The organism is Actinophytocola xinjiangensis (assembly GCF_001921215.1).
GTDB classification, from domain to species: Bacteria; Actinomycetota; Actinomycetes; order Mycobacteriales; family Pseudonocardiaceae; genus Actinophytocola; species Actinophytocola xinjiangensis.
The window spans coordinates 106,066-123,462 of the sequence record NZ_MSIF01000002.1; the positions used below are offsets into that span (position 1 = coordinate 106,066).

The 17,397-nt window shown below is 71.2% G+C and carries 9 protein-coding genes; 6 read left to right on the plus strand and 3 right to left on the minus strand.

The features are described from left to right. Positions 1-15: 15 nt before the first annotated feature. From hemE to hemQ, 3 genes are read left to right on the plus strand one after another with little or no spacing between them, the layout of a single operon-like run. Positions 16-1,074, plus strand: coding sequence for a uroporphyrinogen decarboxylase (gene hemE / locus BLA60_RS05350; protein ID WP_075131618.1), 1,059 nt, complete (start codon positions 16-18; stop codon positions 1,072-1,074). Positions 1,075-1,085: 11 nt separating this feature from the next. Beyond that, positions 1,086-2,537, plus strand: a complete 1,452-nt coding sequence (hemG, locus tag BLA60_RS05355; protein WP_075132066.1) for a protoporphyrinogen oxidase — start codon at positions 1,086-1,088, stop codon at positions 2,535-2,537. A 15-nt stretch (positions 2,538-2,552) separates the two neighbouring features. Continuing rightward, positions 2,553-3,242: a hydrogen peroxide-dependent heme synthase gene (gene hemQ, locus BLA60_RS05360; RefSeq protein ID WP_075131619.1), complete on the plus strand. Its 690-nt coding sequence runs from the start codon at positions 2,553-2,555 to the stop codon at positions 3,240-3,242. Between the two features lie 22 nt (positions 3,243-3,264). Here the strand turns inward: hemQ and BLA60_RS05365 are convergent, their stop codons facing one another. Next, complete coding sequence (locus BLA60_RS05365) at positions 3,265-6,486, minus strand: S8 family serine peptidase (protein WP_162292905.1); 3,222 nt, start codon at positions 6,484-6,486, stop codon at positions 3,265-3,267. A gap of 392 nt (positions 6,487-6,878) precedes the next feature. Here BLA60_RS05365 and BLA60_RS05370 point away from each other — a divergent pair, with 392 nt between their 5' ends. Beyond that, the gene (locus BLA60_RS05370) at positions 6,879-10,871 is read left to right on the plus strand and encodes a discoidin domain-containing protein (protein ID WP_075131620.1); all 3,993 of its coding nucleotides are present in this window, start codon (positions 6,879-6,881) and stop codon (positions 10,869-10,871) included. Positions 10,872-11,103: 232 nt separating this feature from the next. Here BLA60_RS05370 and BLA60_RS42975 read toward each other — a convergent pair whose 3' ends face one another. Further along, positions 11,104-11,826, minus strand: a complete 723-nt coding sequence (locus BLA60_RS42975) for a hypothetical protein (RefSeq protein ID WP_154814140.1) — start codon at positions 11,824-11,826, stop codon at positions 11,104-11,106. 732 nt (positions 11,827-12,558) lie between these two features. Here BLA60_RS42975 and BLA60_RS05380 point away from each other — a divergent pair. Beyond that, the gene (locus BLA60_RS05380) at positions 12,559-14,607 is read left to right on the plus strand and encodes an MFS transporter (protein ID WP_154814142.1); all 2,049 of its coding nucleotides are present in this window, start codon (positions 12,559-12,561) and stop codon (positions 14,605-14,607) included. A 114-nt stretch (positions 14,608-14,721) separates the two neighbouring features. Continuing rightward, the gene (locus BLA60_RS44740; protein ID WP_211288613.1) at positions 14,722-16,626 is read left to right on the plus strand and encodes an FG-GAP-like repeat-containing protein; all 1,905 of its coding nucleotides are present in this window, start codon (positions 14,722-14,724) and stop codon (positions 16,624-16,626) included. Here BLA60_RS44740 and BLA60_RS05400 read toward each other — a convergent pair. Then, positions 16,623-17,393: a metal-dependent hydrolase gene (locus BLA60_RS05400; protein WP_075131622.1), complete on the minus strand. Its 771-nt coding sequence runs from the start codon at positions 17,391-17,393 to the stop codon at positions 16,623-16,625. The two genes, BLA60_RS44740 and BLA60_RS05400, sit on opposite strands and share 4 nt — an antisense overlap. Between the last annotated feature and the right edge of the window lie 4 nt (positions 17,394-17,397).

Genomic DNA, 17,397 nt, shown 5'->3' on the forward strand with positions numbered 1-17,397 from the left:
CACGATCAAGGCGTTATGACACCAGCCTCCGAGACCGCCTCCCGCGTCCCGACAGCTCCGCTGTTGGTGGCCGCCGCCGGCGGCACCCCCGCCCACCCGCCGGTCTGGTTCATGCGCCAGGCCGGCCGGTCCCTGCCCGAGTACCGCGAGGTCCGCAAGGACGTCCCGATGTTGCAGGCCTGCTTCACGCCGGACCTGGTCTGCGAGATCACCCTGCAGCCCGTGCGCCGGCACGGTGTCGACGCGGCCATCCTGTTCAGCGACATCGTGGTGCCGCTGGTCGCCGCCGGGATCGACGTCGACATCGTGCCCGGTACCGGGCCGGTGGTGGCCTCGCCGGTGCGTGACGCCGACGCGGTCGCCGCGCTGCCGACGCTGGCCGCCGAGCAGCTCGACCCGGTGGCGCAGGCCGTCGGGCTGGTGCGTGCCGAGCTGGGGGACACCCCGCTGATCGGGTTCGCCGGGGCGCCGTTCACGCTGGCCTCCTACCTGATCGAGGGAGGCCCGAGCCGCCACCACGAGCGGACCAAGGCGCTGATGTACTCCCGGCCCGACACCTGGCACGCGCTGCTCGGTGCGCTCGCGGAGATCACCGCGACGTTCCTCCAGGTGCAGATCGGCGCCGGGGTGGCGGCGGTGCAGCTGTTCGACTCGTGGGCCGGGGCGCTGTCCGAGCGTGACTACCGGGAGTACGTGCTGCCGCACTCGACGCGGGTGCTCGGCGCGGTCTCCGGGGTGCCGAAGATCCACTTCGGGGTGGGTACCGGCGAGCTGCTGCCGGCGATGCGCGAGGCCGGCGCGGACGTCGTCGGCGTGGACTGGCGGGTGCCGCTGGACGAGGCCGTGCGGCGGCTGACCGTGCCGGGCGGGCCGGCGCCGGTCGTGCAGGGCAATCTCGACCCGGCGGTGCTGCTGGCCGACTTCGACGCGATCGAGCGGGAGGTCCGGCGGGTCGTCGCGCAGGGCCGCGCGGCCGGCGGGCACATCGTGAACCTGGGGCACGGGGTGCTGCCCAACACCGATCCGACGGTGCTCACGCGGGTGGTGGAGCTGGTCCACGGCCTGACGCCGTGAACGAGGTCGCCGTGAACAGGGTCGTCGTCGTCGGTGGTGGGGTGACCGGGCTGGTCGCCGCCTACCGGCTCAAGCGGGAGCTCGGGCCGGCGGTGCGGATCACGCTCGTCGAACAGTCCGAGCGGCTGGGCGGCAAGCTGTCGACCGTCGAGGTGGGCGGGGTCGCGACCGACGTCGGCGCGGAGGCGTTCGTGGTGCGCAACCCGTCGGCGGCCCGCCTGGCCGACGAGCTGGGGCTGGACGTGATCCACCCGGGTACCGCGTCGGCGACCGTGCGGGCCGGCGGGCGGACCGTGCCGTTGCCGAGGCGGACGTTCCTCGGGGTGCCGGCGGCGGCGGACGCGGTGCGCGGGGTGCTGTCCGAGCAGGCGGCCGAGCGGGTGGCGGCCGAGGAGTCGTTGCCGCCGCTGCGGATGCCGGCCGGCGGGGACGTGTCGGTGGGCGAGGTGCTGGGCGAGCGGTTCGGGCGGGAGCTGGTCGATCATCTGGTGGAGCCGCTGCTGGGCGGGGTGTACGCGGGACGCGCGGACCTGCTCGGGCTGCGGGCGACGATGCCGGCGCTGGTCGACGCCCTCGACAAGGCCGGCGGTTCGCTGACCAGGGCGGCTGCCCGGCTCCTCGGCGGCGCGACCGGCGCTTCGGGTGGCGGTGCTTCGGGTGGCCAGCCCGGTGCCGACGCCGGTCCGGCCACGCGGCCGGCGGTGTTCGGGGCGCTGCGCGAGGGGATGGGGTCGCTGGTCGACAACCTCCTGGGGCGGACCTCACAGACGGTGCTGCTGGGGTCGCCGGTGCGGGAGCTGGCCAGGGACGGGCGGCGGTGGCGGCTGGAGCTGGGCAGTCCGGGGCGGGGGCGGGCGCTGTACGCGGACGCCGTCGTGCTCGCGGTGCCGCCGCCGGCGGCCCGGCGTCTGCTGGCCGACGTCGCGCCGGGGGCGGCGGCCGGGTACGCCGGTATCGAGGTCGGTTCGATGGCGGTGGTGTCGCTGGCGTTCCCCGAGGGGACGGTGCTGCCCGACAGCAGCGGCGTGCTGCTCGCGGTGGGGGAGCGCCGGCCGGACGGGACGGTGTTCACCGCCAAGGCGTTCACGCACACCAGCGTGAAGTGGGGCTGGGGGCCGCCCCGGTTGCGGGCCTCGGTGGGGCGGGTCGGGGAGACCCAGCTGCTCCAGCGCGAGGACGAGGACCTGATGGTGGCCGTGCTCGACGACCTGCGGGAGCTGACCGGGCTGACGGCCCACCCGATCGACTGGCGAGTCACACGTTGGGGTGGAGCTTTGCCACAGTACGGAGTCGGGCATCTGGAGGCGGTCGCGGCGATCGAGACCGCGGTCGCGGACGTCGCCGGGCTGGAGGTCGCCGGGGCGTCGTTCCGGGGCGTCGGGATCCCGGCGTGCGTGGACAGCGCCACCGAGGCCGCGCGCCGTGTCGCCGCGCACCTTCGCGCGCTGCCCGCCGGTGGGTAGTGGGAGCATGGGCCCATGGCCCGCCTGAACTACGCCGAGCTGAACGACAAGATCGTCTACACCATGTGGTCGGTGTTCCGCGCCGAACCAGGCCGGATCACCGACCGCGAGACCGCCGCCACCGAACTCGCCGACTACCTCGACGCCCTGGCGGACAAGGGGGTCATCGTCCGGGGCGTCTACGACGTCGCCGGGCTGCGGGCCGACGCCGACTTCCTCGTCTGGTGGCACGCCGAGGAGATCGAGCAGCTCCAGGCCGCCTACAGCGGGCTGCGGCGCACGGCCGTCGGCCGCGCCAGTACCCCGGTGTGGAGCCAGGCCGCGCTGCACCGGCCGGCGGAGTTCAACAAGAGCCACCTGCCGGCCTTCGTCATGGGTGAGCCGGCGCGCAAGTACCTCTGCGTCTACCCGTTCGTCCGCTCCTACGAGTGGTACCTGCTGCCGGAGGGGGAGCGCCGGCGGATGCTCGCCGAGCACGGGCAGATGGGACGCGAGTTCCCCGAAGTGATGGCCAACACCGTGCCGGCGTTCGCTCTCGGTGACTACGAGTGGATTCTGGCCTTCGAGTCCGAACAGCTCGACAAGATCGTCGACCTGATGCGTGACCTGCGGGGCAGCGACGCGCGCCGGCATGTCCGCGAGGAGATCCCGTTCTACACCGGCCCTCGTGTGGAGCCGGCCGAACTGGTCGCGAACCTGCCCTGACGCGCGCCGCCACCCCGGACCCTCAGCGCAGCCGGTAGGCGTCGATCAGGGTCTGGGTCACCTGGTTGCCGTCCTGGTCGGCGGCCGTCGTGCGCAGCGACACCGACGTGGCGTCGGCCGGGTGCGTGACGGTCGCGACCAGGTCACTGATCGGCAGCGCGGTCCACGTGTCGCCGCCGTCGAACGACGCCTCCACCGTGATCGACCCCGGGGTGACCGCCTCGCCGGTGCCGTTCTCCAGGCGAAGCGGCAGCGCGAACTCCTCGCCGGCCGGGGCGGAGTTGTCCGCGTCCAGCTCGGGCAGGAACCGGACCACGTTCAGGGCGACCCCCACCGGATCCTCACCGTCCACATGGGACGACGTGAAGGTCCATTCGGCGGTCGCCGAGGTGGTCAGGTCGAACGCGGCCGGGCGGGTGGCGGTGGTGACCAGGCGGTACTCCTCGGCCTCCGGCGGCAGGTCAGCGAACCGCCCGGCGCCCGGGTCCGGGGTCTCACCGACCAGCTCCGAACCCCGGTAGAGCTTCGTACTGGCCGCCTCGACGACCGAGAAGCCGGTGTTGCCGGCGCCGTCGCCGAACAGCGGGACCAGCACGTCCAGGGTGTCGCCGACGCGGAAGCCCCACGGCAGCTCGGTGTCGGGCAGCGTCGGGCCGAACACCGCGTGGTTGAACCGGGCCGGGTACTCGCGGCCCGCCTCGTAGACGGTCAGCGGTGAGTCGAACTGGGCCAGCTGCGTGTCGCCGGCGGACACCGACAGGCCCGACGACCAGCCGATCCCGTCCTCGGTGGTGACGTACTCGGCCCGCGTCCCGGGCAGCGTGACCGGGGTGACCACGGCGAACACGAACGCGTCGCCGTCGGCGGGCAGCGGGTACGCCGAGCGGCCGCCGGTCTGGTCGCCGGTCACCGGGCCGAACTCGGCCCGCAGGGTCGCCAGGTCACCGTCGTCCACGGTCCGCTCGAACCCGGTCGGCACCTCGCCCTCGGTGAACCAGGACAGGCCGTAGAACGAGCCGTCCGCGCCGAGCCACTGGCTGTTGATCTTGCCGGTGATCGTCGTGCCGTCCGGTGCGTCGGCCAGTTGCGTGGTCGCCACCGTGGCCAGGTCCTCGGTCAGCAGGGCGCTGCCGAAGCCGGAGGTGCCGGTGCGCACCGAGTAGCCGACGTCGCCCAGCGCGAGGGTCAGGTCGGTCCCGGCCGGCGGGGTGACCGCCACCGGTTCGGCCAGCCGCGCGTCGACCTCGACGTCGAGGTCCTGGTCGACGACCAGACCCGGGTGCGGGACCAGGTTGAAATTCTCCCCCGCGCCGGTGACGACGGTGTTGTGCGCCAGGTACTTCCCCTTGGGCAGCCGGATGGTGACCGAGCCGTCCTCCTCGTAGGGGAACGCGAACGTGGGATTGTCCAGGCCCACGAGCAGCGCGTCGTAGTCGGGCGTGGGGGCGCCGGTGTCGTCCAGGAAGGTCAGCGTGACGTCGTAGCTCTCCACCTCGCGGGTGATCGCCACCGGTGTCCTGCTGACCACCTCGCCCGGGGTGCCCATCGATGCCACGACCGCGCCGGAGTAGACGCCGTCGGCGTTGCCCAGGGTGGTGTCGCCGGTGACCGAGACGGTCGCCGTGCCGCCGCCGGGGACGGTGATCTCGGTGGCGCTCAACGAGAACAGGTTGGCCGGGGAGCCGTCAGGGCCGGTCGCCTCGATCGCGAGCGACAGGACGACGTCGGGGTCGCCGAGGTTGCGGTAGGTCAGTTCCCTGGTGACGGGTTCGTCGTCGTCGTGTGGCCAGGCGACGGTGCCCAGGCTGACGTTGGTCGGCGTGCTGACCAGGGCCTGGTCGATGGCCCTGGGTACCTCGACGCGGCCGGCGCCCTGTTCGAACACGGTCGCGTCCGCGTTCGGGGTGGCCGAGGCGGACAGCGCGGCCTTGAGCTGCTCGCCGGTCCAGTCGGGGTGGCGTTGGGCCAGCAGCGCCGCCGCGCCGGCGACGTGCGGGGTGGCCATCGACGTGCCGGACAGTGCGGTGTACCCGTCGACGACCGGGTCGCCGATGGTGCCGGCGGAGTGCAGCGCGGCCACGATTCCCACACCCGGCGCGGTGATGTCGGGCTTGATCGCGCCGTCGCCGACGCGGGGGCCCCGGCTGGAGAACGGCGCGATGGTGTCGTCGCGGTCGACGGCGCCGACGGTCAGCGCGGCCTCGGCGCTGCCCGGTGAGCCGACCGACTCGGCGCCGGGGCCGGAGTTGCCGGCGGCGATGACGAACAGCGTGCCGTGCTCGGCGGACAGGGTGTTGACCGCCTCCTCCAGCGGGTCGGTGTCCGCGGTGTCGCTGCCGCCCAGGCTCAGGTTCACCACGTCGGCGCCCTGGGTCGCGGCCCACTCCATGCCGGCGACGATCCACGACTCCTGGCCGGAACCGTTGTCGTCCAACACCTTTCCGTCCAGGATCGACGCGTCCCAGGCCACGCCCCGGTACTTGCCGTCGGATTTGGCGCCGGTGCCGGCGACGATCGAGGCGACGTGCGTGCCGTGGCCGAAGTTGTCGACGTTGTCCGGCGCGTCGGTGAAGTTCTGCTCGCCGACCTCCCGGTCGGTGAGGTCGGGGTGGGTCTGGTCGACGCCGGTGTCGAGCACCGCGACGGTCACGCCCTCACCGGTGTAGCCGGCGTCCCAGGCGGCCGGCGCGCCGATCTGCCGGACACTCTGGTCCAAGATGGACTGACGTTTGCCGTCCAGCCAGATCCGGGAGACGCCGTCGGTCGCGCGCCGGGTGGCGGTGCCGTCGGTGAGTGTTTCCCAGGTGGCGCCGTCCTTTCCGGCGTTGACGGCGACCGCGTCGATGCTGGCCAGGGTGCGCGCGCCGGCGAGGGCGGGGGCGGGGCGGCCGGCGGGGTGGCTGACGATCAGCGGCACGTCGGCGCGGTGGGCGTCGTCGTAGCCGAACTCGATCAGTGTGCTGACGTCGAACAGTCGCCGGTCGAGTTGGCCGGTGCGCACGAGGTGGCGCGCGTCGGCCGGGATGACGTACGTGCTGCCGGAGTGGGTGAACGCGGAGAACGTCATGCCGTCGCGGCCGGGTCCCGGTTGGACGGATCTGGCCTGGCCGTCCTGGACGAGGACGCGGTCACCGGTGAGGAGGGTGACCGCGTTGGCCTGGTGTGCCTGTGGTTGTGCCTGTGGTGGTGATGGTGGCGCGGCGATGGCTACCGGGGATGCGCTGAGCACCATCCCCACGACCACGCCGCAGATCCCTGCTTTTCCGCCGATGTGCACCTGACACCTCCGGTCGGGGCTGGCGGCGGCGGTGCAACTATACACATGATGTATAGCCGCACGTGGTCGTGCCTGTCCTCCCGCGAGCTGGCCCCGACGCCCCAGCCGTGCATGCGTTCGAACGTATCGGTCACCTCTGTGGGTGACAACCATCGAGCGATCGGCCAAATGGGCGCAACCGTGCGCCGAGGGTGGGCAAACCGTTGACTTCGGGTAGCGACTGGGCAACTCTTGACCCAATCGATGCAAAAATCGAGCAACAGCCTGCAAATACAGATCACACCGCCGTTGTTTCACTGACGGCTCTCTGGGGGCAGATCACCCGGTCCGAATCGTGAGGGCACGCTAGGAGACTCGCTATGAGAGCGAAGCGCTTGGTGTCGTGGCTGACCGCCACGGCACTGCTGACCGGCCTACTCGTCGCGACCGGGCCACCGGTCGCCGCCGCCGCGGATCCCGACGACCTCGCCCACGGCAAGCCCGTCACGGCGAGCAGCGTCGCCTCCGGGGCGGCCGCCGACGTCACCGACGGTGACCAGAACTCCTACTGGGAAAGCTCGACAGCCACCCAACAGTGGTTACAGGTCGACCTCCAGCGGAAGGCCCGGCTCGGCGAACTGGTGCTCAAGGTTCCCGCCGACTGGGACGCCAGCAGCCAGATCCTCACCGTTCAGTCCAGTGTGGACGGTAAGACCTTCGGTGTCGCGACCGGCTCCGCCGCGCGCCGTTTCGACCCCGACGACGGCAACGCCGTCCGCCTGCCGCTGGGCGCCACCGAGGCCCGCTACCTGCGGGTCGACTTCCTGACCAACGGCGAGTCCGACACCGCCCGGCTGGCCGAGCTCCAGGTCTTCGCCGCCGAGGCCGGCGTCACCAACCTCGCCCGCACCGCCTCGGCCAGCAGCGCCCTGGGTGAGTACCCGGCCGCCAACGCCGTCGACGGAAACCCGGCCACCTACTGGGAGTCGGCCAACAACGCCTTCCCCCAGTGGATCCAGGTCGACCTCGGCTCGGTGGTCGCCACCAACCGGATCGTCCTCAAGCTGCCAGCGAACTGGGAGGCCAGGACCCAGACGCTGACCGTGCGGCGCAGCGACAACGGCACCACCTTCACCGACCTGGTCGCCTCCGCCGGCCACCAGTTCAGCCCCGGCTCGGGCAACACCGTCTCGATCGAGTTCGGTCAGACCAGCACCCGGTACCTGCGGTTGCAGATCACCGCGAACACCGGCTGGCCGGCCGGGCAGGTCTCCGAGATCGAGGTCTACGGCCCGGCCACCGGCGACACCGAGGCGCCCACCGCGCCGACCAACCTCGCCTACACCCAGCCGCAGACCGGCCAGATCCGGCTGAGCTGGAACGCCAGCACCGACAACGTCGGCGTCACCGGCTACACCGTCTACGCCAACGGGTCCCAGCGCACCAGCCTCGGCGCCGACGCGCGCACGTTCACCGACACCCAGCCGGCGTCGGCGACCGTGACCTACTTCGTGCGCGCCCGCGACGCCGCCGGCAACGAGTCGGCCAACAGCAACGCCGTGACCCGCACGGGCACCAGCCAGGGCACCAACCTCGCGGTCGGCAAACCGATCACCGCGTCGGGCCACGTGCACACGTTCGTGCCGACCAACGCCAACGACGACTCGCTGTCCACCTACTGGGAGGGCAACAGCGGCTACCCGAACACGCTGACCGTCAGCCTCGGGTCCAACGCCACGGTCACCTCGGTCGTCGTGAAGCTCAACCCCGACCCGATCTGGGGCCAGCGCACGCAGACCTTCCAGGTCCTCGGCCGCGACCAGGACGGCGGTGACTTCACCACCATCACGCCCTCGGCGCAGTACACGTTCGCGCCGGGCAGCGGCAACCAGGTCGCCATCCCGGTGACCGCGACCGCCGCCGACCTGCGTCTCCAGTTCACCGCCAACACCGGCGCGCCCGCCGGCCAGGTCGCCGAACTCCAGGTCATCGGCACCCCGGCACCCAACCCCGACCTGACCGTCACGGGGCTCACCTGGTCGCCGGCCACGCCGTCGGAGAGCGACCGGATCACCCTGTCGGCCACCGTGCGCAACGCGGGCGCCCGCCCGTCGCCGGCCACCTCGGTCGACTTCGCGCTCGGTGACACCGAGGCCGGCACCGCCCAGGTCGGTGCGCTGGCCGCCGGGGCGAGCACCACCGTCACCGCCGACATCGGCGGCCGTGACGCCGGCAGCTACACCCCCAGGGCCGTGGTGGACGCCGACGAGCAGGTCGTCGAGTCCGACGAGACGAACAACGCCTTCACCGCCACCTCGCCGCTGGTGGTGACCGCCGTGCCGACCTCGGACCTGGTCGCCTCGCCGGTGAGCTGGGCGCCGACCACCCCGCGCGCCGGGGACACGGTGACCTTCTCGGTGGCGATCCGCAACCAGGGCACGATCGCCGCCGCCAGCGGCGCGCACGGCATCACGTTGACCCTGGTCAACGCCACCACCGGCGCGACCATCCGCACGCTGACCGGTGCGCACACCGGCGCCATCGCGCCCGGCGCGGTGACCGCCCCGGTGACCCTGGGCACCTGGCCGGCGGCCAACGGCCGGTACACGGTGCGGGTGGTGCTGGCCAGTGACGCCAACGAGTTGCCGGCCAAGCAGGCCAACAACACCACCACCAACAGCCTGTTCGTCGGCCGGGGCGCCAACATGCCCTACGAGATGTACGAGGCCGAGGACGGCCGGGTCGGTGGCGGCGCCAGCGTCGTCGGTCCCAACAGGACGATCGGGCACATCGCCGGTGAGGCGTCCGGGCGGCGGGCGGTCACGCTCAACGCCAACGGTTCCTACGTGGAGTGGACCACCAAGGCGCCGACCAACACCCTGGTCACCCGGTTCTCCATCCCGGACTCGGCCGGGGGCGGCGGCATCGACTCGACGCTCAACATCTACGTCGACGGCACGTTCCACAAGGCGATCAACCTGACCTCGAAGTACGCCTGGCTCTACGGCAACGAGGCCAGCCCCGGCAACTCGCCGGGCGCGGGCGGGCCACGGCACATCTACGACGAGGCCAACGTCATGCTCAACGCCTCGGTCCCCGCCGGCAGCACGATCCGCCTGCAGAAGGACCCGGCGAACACCACGACGTACGCGATCGACTTCGTCAGCCTGGAGCAGGTCTCGCCGATCGGCAACCCCGACCAGGCGCGGTACACCACGCCCACCGGCACCGGGCACCAGGACGTGCAGAACGCCCTGGACCGGGTGCGGATGGACACCACCGGGAACCTGATCGGCGTGTACCTGCCGCCGGGCGAGTACCAGTCGACCAGCAAGTTCCAGGTGTACGGCAAGCCGGTGCGGGTGATCGGCGCCGGGCCGTGGTACACGCGCTTCCACGCGCCGGCCAGCCAGGAGAACTCCGACGTCGGGTTCCGCGCGGAGGGCTCGGCGAACGGGTCGGTGTTCTCCGGGTTCGCGTTCTTCGGCAACTACACGATCCGCCAGGACGGGCCGGGCAAGGTGTTCGACTTCGGGACCCACTCCGGGTCGACGATCTCCAACATCTGGGCCGAGCACTTCGTGTGCCTGTTCTGGGGCATGAACACCGACAACATGACCATCAGGGACAACCGGATCCGCAACATCTTCGCCGACGCGGTCAACATGACCAACGGTAGTTCCGGGAACCTGGTGGCCAACAACGAGTCCCGCGCGTCCGGTGACGACAGCTTCGCGCTGTTCAACGCCCAGGACGGCGGCGGCGGGGAGGTCACCGGCAACGTCTACGAGAACCTGACCTCGATCCTGACCTGGCGCGCGGCCGGCATCGCGGTGTACGGCGGCTACAACAACGTCTTCCGCAACATCTACGTCGCGGACACGTTGGTGTACTCCGGGATCACGATCAGCTCGCTGGACTTCGGCATCCCGATGAACGGCTTCGGGGCCGACCCGCCGACGACGTTCGAGAACATCTCGATCGTGCGGGCCGGCGGCCACTTCTGGGGCGCGCAGACCTTCCCGGGAATCTGGGTGTTCTCCGCGTCGAAGATCTTCCAGGGGATTCGGGTGTCCGATGTGGACATCGTGGATCCGACCTACAGCGGGATCATGTTCCAGACCAACTACGTCGGCGGCCAGCCGCAGTTCCCGGTGGCGGACACGGTGTTCACCAACGTGTCGATCAGCGGGGCGCAGCGCAGCGGTGACGAGTTCGACGCCAAGTCCGGGTTCGGGATCTGGGTGAACGAGCTGCCGGAGCCGGGCCAGGGGCCGGCGCGCGGGTCGGTCACGTTCACCAACCTGACGTTGTCGAACAACGCGGTCGACATCAAGAACACGACCTCGACGTTCACGATCAACCGCGACTAGTCACGCAGGACCTCGGCGGGTGGCGCGCTCCGGTGCGCCACCCGCCGTCGTCTTTCTCTCAGCCGGTGAGCTCGTCGACGCGCAGCAGCAGCTGGCGGGACTCGTCGGTGGCGAAGGGGGTGTGCCACCCGCCGTCGTCTTTCTCTCAGCCGGTGAGCTCGTCGACGCGCAGCAGCAGCTGGCGGGACTCGTCGGTGGCGAAGGGGGTGTGCCACCCGCCGTCGTCTTTCTCTCAGCCGGTGAGCTCGTCGACGCGCAGCAGCAGCTGGCGGGACTCGTCGGTGGCGAAGGGGGTGTGCCACTCGTCGGGGTCGTGCTCGTCGAGCAGCTCGGTGGCCTCCAGGATCCAGGTGGTGGCGCCGGCGGAGGCCAGGCCGGGGGTCTCGGCGAGCGCCTCGATGCCGCCGGCGTTGCGCAGCTGCTGGAGGGCCTCGCCGAGGTCGGCGACGTCCACCGGCTCGTCGTCGGGCTCCCAGGTGTCGTGGTAGGCGTCCTTGCCGGCCTGGATGACGGCCTGCTCGTCGGTGACGACGAAGTCGGCGCGGTGCAGGACGGTCAGCTTGAGGTCGGGCTCGCCGTTGTCCTCGGTCGTCTCCTCCGCCGTGTCCTCGGCGTCCTCGACGTCCTCGTACTCCTCGTCCTCGTCCTCGTCGTCGAGGTCGTCGAGTTCGTCCTCGTCCAGGTCGTCCTCGTCCAGCTCCTCGTCCAGGCCGAGGGGCGGCACGGTGCCGCTGAACTCGAACTGGGCGTCCGCGTAGGCCACGGCGGCCGCTTCGAGCAGCTCGTCGGCCTCGGCGATCACCTCGTCGGCCGCCTCGGCGCCGGTCGTGGCGGTCAGCTCCAGCAGCATCGTGGCGTGCCGGTTGATCGCCTCGGCCAGGTCCGCCGCCGCGGTCCGGAACGACTCGCGGGCCTCGTTGGTCCAGCGAAGGTCGTTCTCGTCGATCTCCGTCATCTCCGCGCCCATCCTCACCTGCGGTCCCCCGGCGGGACCGCACCGCGCGGGAACGCTACCCGAGCGCCCGGAGGTGCCCTGGCACCGGTGCGCCGGTCCGCCGGTCCTCGGTGGACGGTGTATCGAGATCGTTTCGAGACCAACTAATGAGGTGAACCTGGAGGGTCATACCCCACTACTGTCCGATATGTGGGAATGTGCAGCTCGTCGCGTTATTGCTGTTCCGGACCACCGCTCCGGAACTTTCGGACGTTTTCCCGCGACGGCCGAACGGGTGATATTTGTCGGCCGTTCGGCTGGCTCTGCGTGGTCGTTGGTGGGCTGAGATGCCGTGACCAGCGTGTTTTCCGTGCGTAGAAGGGTGGTGTTCCTGCCCGTCGGTATGTGCGTTCCGTAGCCAACACCCAATTGTGATGTGCGGCCATTCCGCTACATCAAGTTACGACGTAATCTCATCGGCAGGTGACGTGTTGAAGACCAACAGAAAGGCCCCACCGGAGTCCGGTCCCTGAAACCGCCAGCCGATCCTGCCCTGCAAGTGCAACTTCATCCGCAAACGCACACGCAAACGCAATTGCCACCTCCCTCGCCGAGCGTCGCAGGACCCCGGCGGCGAACCCCTGCGCCCCCTCCAGCACCGCGGATCAGGTCGTCGTCTTGCGCACCAGGTCGTGTACCGGCCTGGGTCGCGTTCTGCCGCGCCCTGTGAGGCTGTCCCCGCTGGAGGCCGGCATGAGGCCGAACCATGTCGTCGGGCGGAACGTCCCGCCCTACCGAGTTCTTGTCCCGGCGCGACCGTCGGGTGCGGGTCTGCATCGGGCGGCGCACCGGCCGCCCGCGGGTGGGGTGCCGGTCGGTGGTGCCCGTCTCGCACTGTCGATCTCCGTGCTGCTCGCGATCCCGTTGCTCGCTCTCAATCTTCGCCCCGCCGTCACCAGCGTCGGGGCCGTCCTGGCCGACATCCGCGCGGAGTCCGGAATGTCGGCCGTGCTCGCGTCGATCGTGGTGGCGGCACCGGTGTGGTGCTTCGCCCTGGGTGGCGGGTTGGCCTACAAGTTGCGGGCGGCGTGGGGGACCTCCCGCACGGTCACCCTGTCACTGGTGATGCTGGCGGCGACGCTGGCCACCCGGGTCGTCGCCGGGCCGTACCTGTTGCTGGCCGGAACGGTGGTCGCGTGCCTGTCGATCGCGGTGCTCGGCACACTGCTGCCGGTGATCACCCATGCGGCGCCGACGAAGGCGTGGGCGCTGCTGACCGGGTGTTACGTGGCGGCGATGGGGGGTGGCAGCGGCCTGGGAGCGCTGATCACCCCACAGGTGTCCGGTGGGTGGACCTGGCAGTGGGGCGTGAGCGCGTGGGCGTTGCTCGCGGCGGCGGCGCTGGTCGCCTGGCGGGTGGCGGCCAGGAAGTTCACCGAACCGCCGATGGCGCCCGGTCCCCGGCCGAGCCCGTTCACCCTGCGGCCACCCAGTACGGCGTGGTCCACGACACTCCACTTCGGACTCACATCCGGGTTCACGTTCACCATCATGGGGTGGCTGCCCAGTATCCTGATCGACCATTCCCATGTGGACTCAGGCACGGTCGGCTGGATGTTCGGCGTCGCGATGGCGCTGGGCGTGCCGATCGCCCTGATGGTGCCGAAGTGGGCGAAGGCGACCCAGAGCCAGTCGGCGCTCGCGGTGGTGCTGTGCGTGCCGAACATGCTGGCGATCGCGGGTCTGTTGCTGTATCCCGAGATCACGCCGTGGGTGTGGGCGATCGCCCTGGGGCTGGGCATGCCGGCCGTCGGGCTCGGGCTGACCCTGATCTCCCTGCGCGCGGCCCCCGACGGCGACACCGCGGCGGCCCTGTCGTCGATGGTCCAGGGCTTCGGCTACGCCATAGCCGGTGCCACGGCGCTGGGGGCCGGTCTGCTGCACAGCTCGACCAACGGGTGGGAATGGCCGCTGATCGCGCTCCTGGCGATCCTGTGTGGACAGTTGGTGACCGGTATGCACGCCGGTCTGCCGACCACTGTGTACTCGGGCCGCCGGTTCGCGCCCACCGTCCACCGCCCGGAACCGGCACCCCGGGTTCCATGGCAGGGCACCGGCCCGCTGCCGATGTCGGGTGCCGGCGTCGGCTGGGGCCCGCCGGCGGCACCGGCGACCGCGGCGCCGGTCCTGCGGCCGCCACGGCCGTTCCCGTCGCCCCGCCCCGCTCCGGAACCGTCGACCGCCCCGGTCCGTCCGGTGGCCACGGCCCCGCCGCCGGACACGGAGACGATCGTGGTCCCCGCGCCCGTGGTCGCCGCCGCCGAGCCGCCGGTGGAGGTCCCGTTGTTGCTGGTGGAGCTGACGGAGTCGGTGGCGGCGCCGGACGTCTCGGAGCTGGCCGACCTCACGGCCGCGTTCACGGCCGCCGAGTCCACGGTGCCGATCCTGGCCACTCTGGGCTCCGCGCCCGGTGTGGTCGAACCGGCCGACGAGGTGGCGGCCACGCCGGTCGTCGCGCCGCCGGTGTCGTTGGCGGAGCCGTCGGTGTCGTTGGCGGAGCGGGTGGAGCTGGCGGCCGTACTGGGAGAGTTCGTCGAGCCCGCACCCGAAACGATCTCGACGGTGATCGACCTGGGGGACTGGGGTCTGGGGACGACTGGGGACGACGTGACGACCGACGATCCGGTCCTGTACCAGTACGGGGCCGATCCGCTGATGACACCTCGCCAGCAGGCGCTGTTCGAGGTCGCGGAACAGGAGGCACTGTTCGAGATCCCGCTGCCCAGGGTGCCGATCATCTAGGTGACGGGGTCGCGCACGGCGGCCGCGAGACGGCAGAGTTCCCACGACTCCGTTCGCCGCGGCCGTCGTTGCGGTGTCCGGGGTTGACAACGGCCGGCGCGGCCACGCAAGGTGATGAGAAATCGATTACCGGAGTGGGTGTCGGCGATGGTCAGGGTTCTGGTCGTGGTGTCACTGCTGATGTCCGTGCTCAGCGCCGCCGGCACGGCGACCGCCGAGCCGGCGGCGACGGTGTCGGCCGGGGCGTTCACGCGGGTCCACGACCCGTCGGTCGGGGAGACCGAGGACTGGTACTACAACGACCACACCCTCGTCCGGGACGTCGTGTCCGGCACCTGGCACGTCTACGCCATCACCCACGCCGAACCGGCGAACCCGTTGGACGAGAAGAACTTCGGGCACGCCACCGCGCCCTCCCCGCGCGGCCCGTGGACCAAACAGCCGTTCGCGCTCACCGCCGACCCCACCCAGGGCGAGAGCCACATCTGGGCGCCCCACGTCGTGCACGACGCCGGCACCTACTACCTGTTCTACGCCGCCGGCACCCCCGACCACGCCGCCTACCGCATGCACCTGGCCACCTCCACCGACCTCGTGCACTGGACGCGCAGCCCGGCCAACCCGCTGTTCACCGACGGCTTCGACGCCCGCGACCCGATGGTCACCCGCGTCGGCACCCAGTGGGTCATGTACTACACCGCCAACGCCACCCCGACCGGCGGCAACCACCAGGTCGCCTACCGCACCAGCACCGACCTGCTGACCTGGTCGGACAAGCGCGTCGCCTTCCAACACCCGGCCTCGGGCACGTTCGGCGGGCCCACCGAGTCGCCGTTCGTGTTCGCGCGCGGCGGCTGGTGGTACCTGTCGGTCTGCTGCGACGCCGGCTACAAGGACACCCGCGTCTACCGCAGCCGTGATCCGTTCCACTTCACCGTCGGGGACCTCGCCGGGCGGATCGACGCGCACGCCGCCGAGATCGTCACCGAGCCGTCGGGGACCACCTGGGTGACCGGCGCCGGGTGGGGGCAGGGCGGGCTGTGGCTCGCGCCGCTGGCCGTGAACTCACCCCAGGCGCACGTGTTCACCGGCTCGTCGGCCGACTTCGACGGTGACGGCCGTGACGACATCGTCACGTTCACCCACGGGGAGCTGGCCGACGTGTACGTCGCGCTCTCCGACGGCACCGCCTTCGTCGGCACCACCCGCAAGTGGCACGACCACTTCGCCCTCGACGGCGAGACCCCGCTGACCGGGGACGTCGACGGGGACGGCCGCGACGACATCCTCACCTTCACCCACGGCCAGCGCGCCGACGTCGTCGTCGCGCTCTCCACCGGCTCGGCGTTCGGCGCACCCGCGCTGTGGCACGACTTCTTCTCCCTCGACGGTGAGGTGCCGGCCGTCGGCGACGTCAACGGCGACGGTCGCGACGACATCATCACCTTCACCCGCAACGATCTGGCCGACGTCTACGTCGCGCTGTCCACCGGCAGCGGGTTCGGCCCGTCGGCCAAGTGGCACGACTTCTTCGGGATCGCCGGCGAATCGCCCGGGGTGGCCGACGTCAACGGTGACGGCCGTGACGACCTCGTCACGTTCACGCACGGGGAACGGGCCGACGTGTACGTCGCGTTGTCCACCGGGACCGGGTTCGGTCCGTCGGCGAAGTGGCACGACGCGTTCGCCGGGGGCCTCGCCGCGCCCCGCCTCGGCGACGTCGACGGCGACGGCGCCGCCGACCTGCTGGAGTTCACCAACGACGGCGCGGCCGACGTGTACGTCGCGTTGTCCACCCGCGGTGGCTTCGGCCCCCGTCAGCGCTGGCACGACTTCTTCGCCCCGGCCGCCGAGTTCCCCTATGTCGGTGACCACGACGGCGACGGCCGCGACGACATCGTCACCTTCACCCACACCGCCGGCGCCGACGTCTACACCGCGCTCTCCACCGGCTCGGCGTTCGGTCCCGGTGTGCGCTGGCACGACTTCTTCGGTCTACCAGGGGAAACGAGCCTCTAGGGGCTGGCGGCGGGAAGTTCGATGTTGCCGACGAACTCGGTCAGGAACGGCCACACGCCGGGCAGCAGCAGCACTCCCGCCACCACGCACACCGGCATGATCAGCCGTTTCTCCACCGGGCCACCGGTGCGGAAGCGCAGCCACTTCGGTGGCCGCAGCTCGTACCAGGTCTCGCCGGCGATGGGGATCGGCCACAGGAACGGGCACCCGGACTTCGTCATCGCGTCGCCGAGGCAGTGCATCACGCAGCCGACGGCGACCGCCACCCCCACCCAGCCGGTCGCCGGGGTCAACACGTCGTCGAGTTTCCCGTTGTAGGCGGTGAACCCGGCCGCGGCCAGCACGATCAGCAGCAACCAGTCGCCCAGGACGTCGGCGGCCAGCAGCAGGCCGAACGCCACGATCCCCCCGACCGCCCACGCCCCACCGAGTTCGGAGATCCCGGTGGCCGCCCACCCCAGCAGCAGCGCGAACACCACGGTGTGGGTGAGGTGGCGGTGCTGGCCGGTGTGTTTCTCGTCGCGCGGGCCCTTGGTGAGCGCGTAGATCCCGCGCGAGCACATCCGTAAGAACTTCGACAGCAACCCGGTCACCGGTCCGAGGAACTTGGACGCGGTGGCGTGCGGGTGGTCCAGGTCGGGTAACAGCGCGTATCCCGCGGACGCTGTCGCGAACGGCAGCACCTCGGGCAGGGTGTGTAACCCCACCATCGGCGCGGCCACCAGTCCGGCACACCAGCCCGTGAGGGCGTGGCTGTGACCCATCATCGTT